Here is a 9443-nt window from a genome sequence, read left to right as displayed (position 1 = left end):
GGTGCTGAGCGAGTTGCCATCAGCGGCGACCGATAAGGATCTGGATGGCCTGTTGCCGTGGAATCAGGATGAGGCTATGCCGGTGTAGTTAGTGGACCGCTTACGGAATGCGAGCGATCAACTATCGTTGGATCGCTCGCATTCCTGTGGCACACACAACTACGCTGACACCATAAGGAGAGCCCGAGGGTGCAATCCCCTTGGTCTACTCACCAACTCTCAGAATCCCGATTTCCGCCCTGGTAAGTCTGCCTCTGGCGGAAGCCTGGCACGCGACTCAAGCGGAACAGCCCCTCCTCACTAGCCATCAAAGCGGCGCCAAAGGCCGTTTTTTGGAGCGTCTAGCGAATACGGTGCTTAGTTGGACATTAAAAGCGTTGACTAATAGGCCCAAAAAGATAACGCTTGCCCCAATCTTGCTGAGGACGGAAAAATCCTCATTAAGAAAGGCTATTGAGAGAACTATAGCAAAAACTGGAATAAGCATCGAAAAAGGAGCTATTGTAACTGCGCCATGCTTTTGAATTAGATGTCCCCAGATTGCAAAAGATATTACCGTTCCAGGTATTCCAGTGTAGAGCAATGCTAACAAAGCAGTGTGGTCCATATTGAGGATAATGTCGAGCTGGTTGCTTTCAAATATGTAAGAAAGAATCAGCAGCGGTATCGGGGGTATTAGGCTGACCCAAACCATTAGGCGCAGTTGGTTCATTTTTCCGGCTTTCTGCATGATTATGTGAACAAGGCCCCATGAGGCAGCGCCGCCCATTATGATTAGGAACGGCAGGAACGGTGTAATTCCTTCAAGTCGCTCTCTTGCTATAATATAGAGCCCTATAGAACACACCGCCATCGCAAAAATCTGCACGATGTTTGGGTATTTCCTAAACAGCAGAATGGACAGAAGGGTTGTAAAAATGAACTGAGTCTGCAACAACAGGGCGGCCATGCCGGCGGGCATGCCGTACCACATGGCGAGATACCAAAATACGTAAAAGAAAACGCCGACAGCGAGTCCAATAGAGATGATCCACCTCCATTTTATGCCCGCTCTGTCTATAAAGAAGACCAAGGGGACCGCCGAGATGATAAATCTTAAAGCGATAAAAAGTAACGGCGGGAAATGATTGAGTCCCAGCTCTATTGCTATAAATCCAGACCCCCAGATCAAAGTGGCCACTAGGACTAAAACTATCGACGAGATGCTCATTTTTAGACGCCCTGTTGCGATGGATTGGAAGAAGCAGATTTGGTTAAAGCTTATTGGAGGACACGCCAAAGCAGCGTGACAAATCTGGAAACTCTCCTTCCTGAACCTCTTTTCCAAAGCGCTCCAAAGCACTCTTGATCTGTGTGCCAAGATCAGCATATTGCTTGACGAACTTTGGCGTATAGTCCGAGAATAGTCCTAACAGATCTTCGGTTACAAGTACTTGACCGTCGCAACAGGGCGAGGCCCCAATTCCGATTGTAGGAATACGTACCGATTCAGTGATTTGCCTTGCGACTGTTTCACTCGTCCCCTCTACTAACAATGAGAATCCTCCAGCCTCACAAAGTACCTTTGCATCTTCGATCAGCTTTTTTCCTGCGTTTTCAGTTAGCCCCTGAGCTTTAAATCCTCCCATTGCATGAACGTGCTGAGGCATTAGACCAATATGAGGCATAACCGGAATTCCACGATCCACTAGAAAACCCACCGTTTCTGCCATTTCTTTTCCCCCCTCGATCTTCACTCCTTGTGCGCCCGTTTCACGCACAATTCTCGATGCATTTTGGAAAGCCTGCCTCGGGGATTCTTGGTAGCTTCCAAAGGGCATATCGACAACAACACAGGCTCTTTTTGCCCCTCGGACTACCGCTGCCCCGTGGAGTATCATCATTTCAAGGGTTACTTGAAGAGTACTTTCCAAGCCATACGAAACCATCCCTAGCGAATCTCCAACAATGGTCAGGTCGGAAACCGGGTCAATCATCTGAGACATCCATTTCGTAGCGGCGGTTAGCGAAACGATCTTTTCTCCTCCTTTCATCGACCTTATTAATGGGATGGTCATTCTTTTGTTCGTCGTATGTATGCTCATGTGCGAGTATTCCTCGTTGCTACGTTATAGAATGCATCCAGCCGTTGCTTTCGCTTTCTTTCCCGTGCTGGATTGCCAAGAGTCGGCTGCGGATTTTTTGCACTAAGAGCGACTCGTTTTCAATAACGAGCGTAGCCGTTCCGTGCGTTAGGCTTTTCACCGGCTGGATGCCGACCGCGGTCCCGGTGCAAAATATGCTTAATAGATTACCGTTGTTATACATGTCGAATATTTCGTCTACCGATATATCAACCTCATGAACCGCTGCGTTGTATTCGGTCTTAAGGAGGCATATTACGCTGTCTCGGGTTACACCCCGAAGGAAATTTCCACTGCTCCTAGGGGTTATTATTGAACTTTTTGTCTCAAAGAAGATGTTGGCAACGTTTGCTTCTTCAATGAGGGATCTGGATGTGGAGTCCAACCATAAGATAGAGTCATAAAGATTTTCGTGAGCAGCGCGGGTTGGCAAATGACTATGCGCATAGTTGGCGCCAGTTTTGGCGCTCCCCAGCCCGTTGGGTGCCGTTCGGCTGTAATGGGGTTCCGTGACTAGGTTCTGTCCTTCACTCTTGAAAGGTCTAACGAACGGCGCACATAGCACGACAAATCTATATTCAGTGGCAGTCCCAGGCATGATGCCACCATCCGACCCAAATAATAAGGGGCGCATATATAGAAGGTCAGAGCTGAAAGGCTGCTCCCACTGACTACCCTCTTGAGCAATTACAGATAGGGCCTCAATGAAGAAGCGTTCGCTAGGTGGCGGGATGCACACTCTGTTGCAAGAATTGACTAGTCGAGAGTAATAGCTTTGCGGCCGAAACAACTGTATTTTCGCCCCTAGGTCCGTTCTGCGGTTTCGGCTCGCGATGCACCCTTCGAACACGCTCTGCCCAAACTGTAGGCCCGACGCACTAACATCTATGGACAATTGGTTACCCTCTAAGAGGCCTTCGACACCCCACCGCCCATTGTTATAGCGCGCAGAGAACGCAAGTGGCGACCAGCCAGAAAACGAATTTTGAAGCTGGGATTTAGGTGCTTGCACGGTCGATGGATTGCTGAACTCTGGATGTTTTATCATCGATAGGTGTTCCTGGAGCTGTTTGGCGTATTGAAAAATATGGCCCGTCGCGCCATAGCTGTTTGCCCTACGTTTGCTCTCTTGGAGGTATGGTCGGGGCTTATTTAATCCGGACCATGGGCAGCAGGATTTGCATTCGTAGCAGTGGCTACTTCTTTATCGAGTTCATAGCACATGCTGCATCGTCGAGTTGCCGGAGTCCGGCACAAACCGAGGCAGCACGGACCAAACGATTGTGTGGCAATAATTCGGCTCATTCCATACACAGATCTTGGAAAAAAACCTACTAGTTGTGGTGCTGAGGTGAGGACGGGCCAAGAGGCGAAGGTTTCTGCTGTCTACAGCCTGGCCCAACGATTTCTCCGTTGACGCTCAGCCTGTGCTTTATGCTTCTGGGTTGAAGCTTCGCTTCCATCACATTGGCACTTGGACCGAGTGGCGATGGCATGACGCATCAGCAGGCCAAGGGGCACGCTGGAGTGCTAGCAGAGCAAGGCAAGGGACAAGGTCAGCGTTTTTTCGGGTAGTTCGGAGTTACGGGGCGTAGTTGTCGCGGAGGGCCATACCGCCGCTTGCCCGGAAGCCCTGTACAGGACATCTGACAGGGCAAGGGGAGTCCTGCCACCGCGGCTGGTTTGGGCGCGGCAGCTGGCAACGAGGCGGTAAGTTAGCTTGGGGTAAGTCTTGATCGGCGATCCCCTATCCCTAACTCGTGGGGCATGCGTATTCCGGCGGGGTAGTTTTTGCGGGCGATCAATGCGTCCGCCGGACCGTTCCAAGATGCTGGTTTTGGTCGTCGCGATGGTCTATTTTTAGCGTCGCTCATGCTGGATAGAAACCACCAACACGTACTCTCGGCGCTTGTTCGGTGGTTTAACTGTTTTCATTATGGCGCCGATCAAGCATGACAGTCCGGACGTACCTGAGACGCGCGAAGGTCGTACAAGCTAGCTTTATAGTCAAGCATATTCAGAAATTCGGATGACGACAGCTGCTTATGCCGGCCGATATAGGAAACACTCCTGTTTAATGGCAACGCACCTCGATCCGCCCATCTCAAACATCCGTCTCCATCAATATATGTTCTTGTCTGTCCTCGGTTATCCAAATGAAGACAGTAAGGAACGTCCAATACCCCGGTCCTAAAGCAATTAATAATAGCTTTCCCAAGATCTGCCGACTCATTAAGAACTGCATCAACCATGGATTTGGCCTCCATGTAGACCTCCTCGTAATGCTCCTTTTCCCTATCAGTCAGCGGTTCCTGGCCATATTTTCTCTCTGCACTGGCCGACAACTTTAAGGCGTAGATATTCTGCTCGATGGTCGGTATCTGAATGGCTTCAGAGATCGTCTTTACAATGACCCTTTCGCATCCACTTCGTACAGCCAAGCAAGCAGCGTCATAGATCAATCTTGAAGCTCCTTCTGGCGTTTTGGGGAAGACCCCCATGTACATGTAAAAGACGATGTGCCAGGTCCCGAAAGGTAAGTATTCTTTGGCCAATCTCCGAAGGGCAGCAATCGCCCCTTTGTCCTGTGCGTCAGAGGTTCCCTGCGCATAACTTAACGAGGCTGTACTCACTCCGTGTTGCAAAAAGAACAAGGCCTCTATGATGTTTATCGCAACGAGAATGGAGGGCGCGCACAATTGTCCCATCATGCAGCCCCCAAAACTCTCGATGTGACCGTGCTCAATCCGGTTCGCCATTAACTTGCAGCTGTCCTCCCAAGCCGCAACTGCTTCTGCCAGTGGCAGACGCCCGTATGGCAAGCAATACGATATGGGCCCCCCCTCCGTGGCTTCGAGTCCAAGCTCTGCCATCCTTGCAAAAATGGCTTGAGGCTTAGATGTGCCGTGCCTTATCTGAACTGGAATTCCGTTAATCCTGGCTGGGCTTACTACCTCGTTTGTCGTTTCCATATCGTGACTAACAATGGGATATCCATTTAGAGCCACCCCCGAACGCAGGCTGTTCAAGGGTGTCTCAAAATCACCGACACGGGTGTAAGCGTCCAATGTAATTGTGCCGGAACGGCCGAAATCACACTGATCGGCAACCGCTGCTAAACCAGCTTTCATTTTTTCGGGATCGCCGAATCCCATCCTTGGCTGCCATACTGTGCGATCGCGAAGCTTTTGCTCAGCCACATAGTTATGCAAACGAAAAAATAATGCAGTGTTTGAGCCCAGCTTATGATTCATCTACCGGAGATCTCTTCTTCGAATTCACGATTATTCTTATCGACAAACCTTATGGTCTGTTTGTGAGGATCATCCCAGCGTATTAATGATACAACCGTGCCCCTATCACCAAAATCAACCCGAGTATTGTGATATAGACTTTGCATCTGTCTGAGTGGGAGCCCGACAATATCTTCTAGCTCTGCGACTAGGGTGCTTTGTTCTGGACTGTTGACACCTCTGCCCTCAAGTATGGCTCTCAGTTCTTCTATGCAAGGGAACAGATCCTTGTGGTTCTGGCCCAACCATGGCTCAAGATATTGGCCTTCATTGACAAGCGGAGTAGAAACCATGGCTATCATATTCGCCTCGGTGAGCCCAAAGGCTTGCCACGCAAACTCGGTGATCTTTGCCTTGGTTCTGTCTATGGCGTCCTTGTCCTTGTATCGTTTAAGAACAAGCTCCTGGAGCTCCCCAGGAATCTCCTTCTTCTTCATTAACTGAGTCGCTAACTGAAGGTATTCGGATATTCCCGTGTAATAATCCGTGCCCTCTACGTGTGCGGCCTTTAGCCCTCGCAAGTGAGCCATTAACGCAGGATTTGCACAATCGGATTCAGTAAAGCTAAATGCCAGTTCGTCGAACTCAAACCCCAAGAATTCAGAAATCAAAGGCCAGTGATCATCGACACGATAGCTAACATCGTCATAGATGGTTACGAACTCAGGTAGTTTCTCTGAATTACCGAATGCAATCTCGCGTTTCTGGCATTCCTCCTCAGAGCCTCGGCCGAACATTTCATGGAAGTATTTTTGGCCGATATCATTTAATATCTGTAGTAATCCGTGAAAGCCCTTTGAGCGGTGTTCTCGGATATTCAGGCCAATGTGGGAGCCCATTCCCATGATCCACTTGTAATACTGTCTCTGCTCTTCCTTGGAGTCCCCGGTAAATACCACGTCCACGCCACCGTCATACCAGCAGGCTAACCCGTAGAAATTGGCCACGCTAAGGTTGCAGCTATTGCAGAATGTTGGTCGACCATCACCAGCGGTCCTATGGCCATTCATCAGGATGTCTGTACGGTTTATATCAAGGACCTCCTGAGGCATGGGCAGGTCTCTTTCGAAGGTCGACACATGGTTATGGTCGATAACCAACAGTTCCGCGCGATCATCACCGTACAGCCCAAGGCGGCGATAGACTCGATCAATGTTGTCCATGACCGCCTGAGGCACGCCACCATGGCGCATTGAACCGACCCTCATGATAAACGTCTCGCCATAGCGCTCCAGCAGCTTGAGCTGAAGGAGGCGCACAAAGGCAACAGTGTAAGAGCTGTCTTTGCCCCCGCCATAGGCAACTAGGACCTTTCGGCTAGATGCCGGCCCTGAACTGCTAAATATTGTGTATAGCTTCGAAGATAACTTATCGATAGCAGAAAGCTCTTCATCATTGAAATAGGGCAGCAGTTTATTAAGGAGCTCAGTATCTTTCTCCCCTAATGCTCTACCCTCGTCTTTAGTCGCATCGTTATTCATAGAAAACTCGCTAAAGTGCTGCAGCTGTTGAATTCGACATTGATGAGAGGTATTTCTTGAAACTGGCTATTGCATCATCACCTAAGAAAACCGCGTTATAGCCTGCTGATACTAAATCGCTTTCTATGAAGACATCCATTTTGGTGTTCGTTGAAAGCTTGCCGCCAATAACAAACGGAGGAAGGCGCCCTGCTAATAAATTTTGTGCATGTTTAATCAACCCCATTCCTTGGTAGTATCCATGGCCATTGACACTAGAAACGATGACCAAATCGGCGTTGCAAGACTCGATTTCTGAAACTGACTCCTCTATCGGCACACAACTACCCAGGTTTGTGACAGTTGCGCCAAGCTCTTCGAGAACAAGTTGGATGTAGATCAGGTTCCAAGTGTGTGAATCTGATTGCACAGTGGTGATTAAAATATGTTTTCCGGCGAGCATAGTAAGTCCCTTTATTGCTGGAGATAAAAGGGCCCCTAGTGTCCCGTCTGGCTAATTCGCTAACCTACTGCGCGACGCCTGGGGCCCCTGGCCAAGGGCCAGTCCGCCGGTGTGGTAGTTCAACATCAAGGGCTGGCAACACCGGCCAGTGGCCCCAGCCGCGCACACTTCGGGAGCCACTGAGAGCCTTGATAGTCACGTTGCGCTGACTCGATTTGGAACCACTAAATCTTCGTCACCGCGCCTTGCTCTCAAGGCCCTCAGTGGCTCAGTAGATTAGCGAATTAGCCAGACGGGACTGGTCGGGTGTAGGGGCTGAGCTCAACTAAAGCGTCTTTAAATCAGAACGCGAAGTCTGAACTGATGCTTCGGTCGAAAAAGCTAACCTCCCGAATCTCATCCCTGCCGGTGATAAACCGCAGCATACGCTCAATGCCAATCCCGGCACCGGCGGTCTGGGGAATCAACCCGTCTTTGGCAGCGTTCAGGTAGTTCTCGTATGGCGCCATATCCATGTCGAGTTCTTTCATTCGGTAGACAATCTGCTCGTACTCAAATTCACGCTCGGCACCAGAAAGAGCCTCACCGTACCCCTCGGGGTATATCAGGTCGAAGTTGCTATACACACCACGTGAGCCTGGGGTTTCTCGATCGTAGAATTCACGCTTGAAGTTGGTCAGAAAGACTGGGGTGGACGATGTTTTGGAGATGATGTTCTCGAAGTCCTTTCCATGCTTTTCCCACATTTCATCAGTGCTGCAAATCGGGAAAGGCTCGCTGTATTCGGGAAGCTCCCGCCCCAGATTCTTGAGGTTCTCAGCTCCTTTCTCGCGCACTTCAGTAAAAACATGCTTCACTAGGCCATCGATGAATGCCATAACGTCATACATCGAAGCATTTTTCATTTCGAAGTCAAACTGGGAAAATTCCAGCAAGTGGTTTTGAGAGGACTTAACCGTCGCTTTCTCTAATCTAATATTGGGAGCTAGGACGAAAATGTTCTCCATCTGCTTGGATGCAAGCATCAGCTGTTTGTGGAAGATCATGCTTGCCGTTAGCTTCAGCGGCCGACCCTCGTATTCAATTTCAGCAGGATAGACGGCGTGATTGAGTGGGTCAGTGATCGGTGACATCAGAATTGGGAGAATCTGATAAAAGCCAGCCTCCCGGGTATAGTCCTGGAGTGCGCTCAGAACAATGTTTCGGATCTTTGCGATATCCTGGATTTCTGAAGCGCTGATTATGTCGAAGAAGGTCTGCACGCTACCCATGAGAAAATTCCCTATTCATCTGAGGTGTGTTGTCGAGCGAAGTCATTGTGGTTGCTCTCAACATCCGTGGATATGCACAGATTCGACGGATTTACCTAACAGATTATATGAAACGCAATGGCCAGGGGGGGGGCGGTGGGAGCACGGAATGCCGGAACCTCTAGGTCCTGGCCGTGGAGGGTATTCTTTCGCAACATAACAATGGTCCTTTGTAAGGAAATCACCCTGCCTGACTTCATGTTCGAACTGACTGAAGACCTCTGCGATTGTCTTGCTAAGATTAACATACTGCTTAGAAAATTTTTGGGTGTAGTCAGTAAAGCCGTTCGCATGAAGGTAAGCGTCCGGTTGTAGTGGTCAATTAAATCTTGACCGTCGTTAAAAAAGTGGTTGCTCGTGCCGTTGACCTGCACCCAACTTTCTAATCCATCGTGATCTTAGTAATGTTCATCACCAGAGAGGAAGATGAACATGAAAAAGCGATTCACCGAAGAACAGATCATTCCCATTCTGAAGGAAGCCGAGGCTGGCCTCCCGGTCAAAGAGCTGTGCCGGAAGTACAACATCTCGGACGCAACCTTCTATACCTGGCGCAAGAAGTATGGCGGCCTGGAGGTCTCTGAAGCCCGTCGCCTGAAAGCTCTTGAGGAAGAGAACGCCCGCCTCAAGAAGCTGCTGGCCGAGTCCATGCTGGATACAGAAGCCCTGAAGGCCGCCCTTAACCGAACGTACTGACCGTCGGGAACAAGCGCGAGGCTGTGCGCACCATGCTGTCGGAGACAGCGATATCCGAGCGCAAAGCCTGTTCACTCGTCGGGTTATCCCGCGCAACG

At 49.8% G+C, this 9443-nt stretch carries 7 protein-coding genes and 1 pseudogene; 1 reads left to right on the top strand and 7 read right to left on the bottom strand.

What is annotated here, in order from left to right; translation table 11 throughout:
* Nucleotides 1-307: 307 nt before the first annotated feature.
* From ACFOZ5_RS03540 to ACFOZ5_RS03510, 7 genes are all read right to left on the bottom strand, one after another.
* Nucleotides 308-1210, bottom strand: coding sequence for an EamA family transporter (locus ACFOZ5_RS03540; protein ID WP_379885464.1), 903 nt, complete (start codon nt 1208-1210; stop codon nt 308-310).
* A gap of 43 nt (nt 1211-1253) precedes the next feature.
* Entirely contained in the window at nt 1254-2084 is an 831-nt protein-coding gene (panB, locus tag ACFOZ5_RS03535; RefSeq protein ID WP_379885463.1) for a 3-methyl-2-oxobutanoate hydroxymethyltransferase, read from the bottom strand.
* Between the two features lie 19 nt (nt 2085-2103).
* Nucleotides 2104-3171, bottom strand: a complete 1068-nt coding sequence (locus tag ACFOZ5_RS03530) for an aminotransferase class IV (RefSeq protein ID WP_379885462.1) — start codon at nt 3169-3171, stop codon at nt 2104-2106.
* Between the two features lie 898 nt (nt 3172-4069).
* Nucleotides 4070-5377 carry a methylaspartate mutase gene (locus ACFOZ5_RS03525; protein ID WP_379885461.1) on the bottom strand — a complete coding sequence of 436 codons (1308 nt, stop codon included), beginning with the start codon at nt 5375-5377 and terminating at the stop codon, nt 4070-4072.
* Nucleotides 5374-6897 (bottom strand): hypothetical protein, encoded by a 1524-nt coding sequence (locus ACFOZ5_RS03520; protein ID WP_379885460.1) that lies wholly within the window; start codon nt 6895-6897, stop codon nt 5374-5376. Before ACFOZ5_RS03520 ends, ACFOZ5_RS03525 begins: the two co-directional genes overlap by 4 nt.
* A 10-nt stretch (nt 6898-6907) precedes the next feature.
* The gene (locus tag ACFOZ5_RS03515) at nt 6908-7339 is read right to left on the bottom strand and encodes a cobalamin B12-binding domain-containing protein (RefSeq protein ID WP_379885459.1); all 432 of its coding nucleotides are present in this window, start codon (nt 7337-7339) and stop codon (nt 6908-6910) included.
* A gap of 341 nt (nt 7340-7680) precedes the next feature.
* Nucleotides 7681-8610 (bottom strand): asparagine synthetase A, encoded by a 930-nt coding sequence (locus ACFOZ5_RS03510; protein WP_379885458.1) that lies wholly within the window; start codon nt 8608-8610, stop codon nt 7681-7683.
* A gap of 471 nt (nt 8611-9081) precedes the next feature.
* Here ACFOZ5_RS03510 and ACFOZ5_RS03505 point away from each other — a divergent pair.
* A pseudogene (locus ACFOZ5_RS03505) lies at nt 9082-9443 on the top strand (transposase); the annotation flags it as partial.

Origin of the sequence: Marinobacter lacisalsi (assembly GCF_042651045.1) — a bacterium.
GTDB classification, from domain to species: domain Bacteria; phylum Pseudomonadota; class Gammaproteobacteria; order Pseudomonadales; family Oleiphilaceae; genus Marinobacter; species Marinobacter lacisalsi.
The sequence above is the reverse complement of the archived record's forward strand: the minus strand, read 5'-3'. Positions and strand labels throughout refer to the sequence as shown.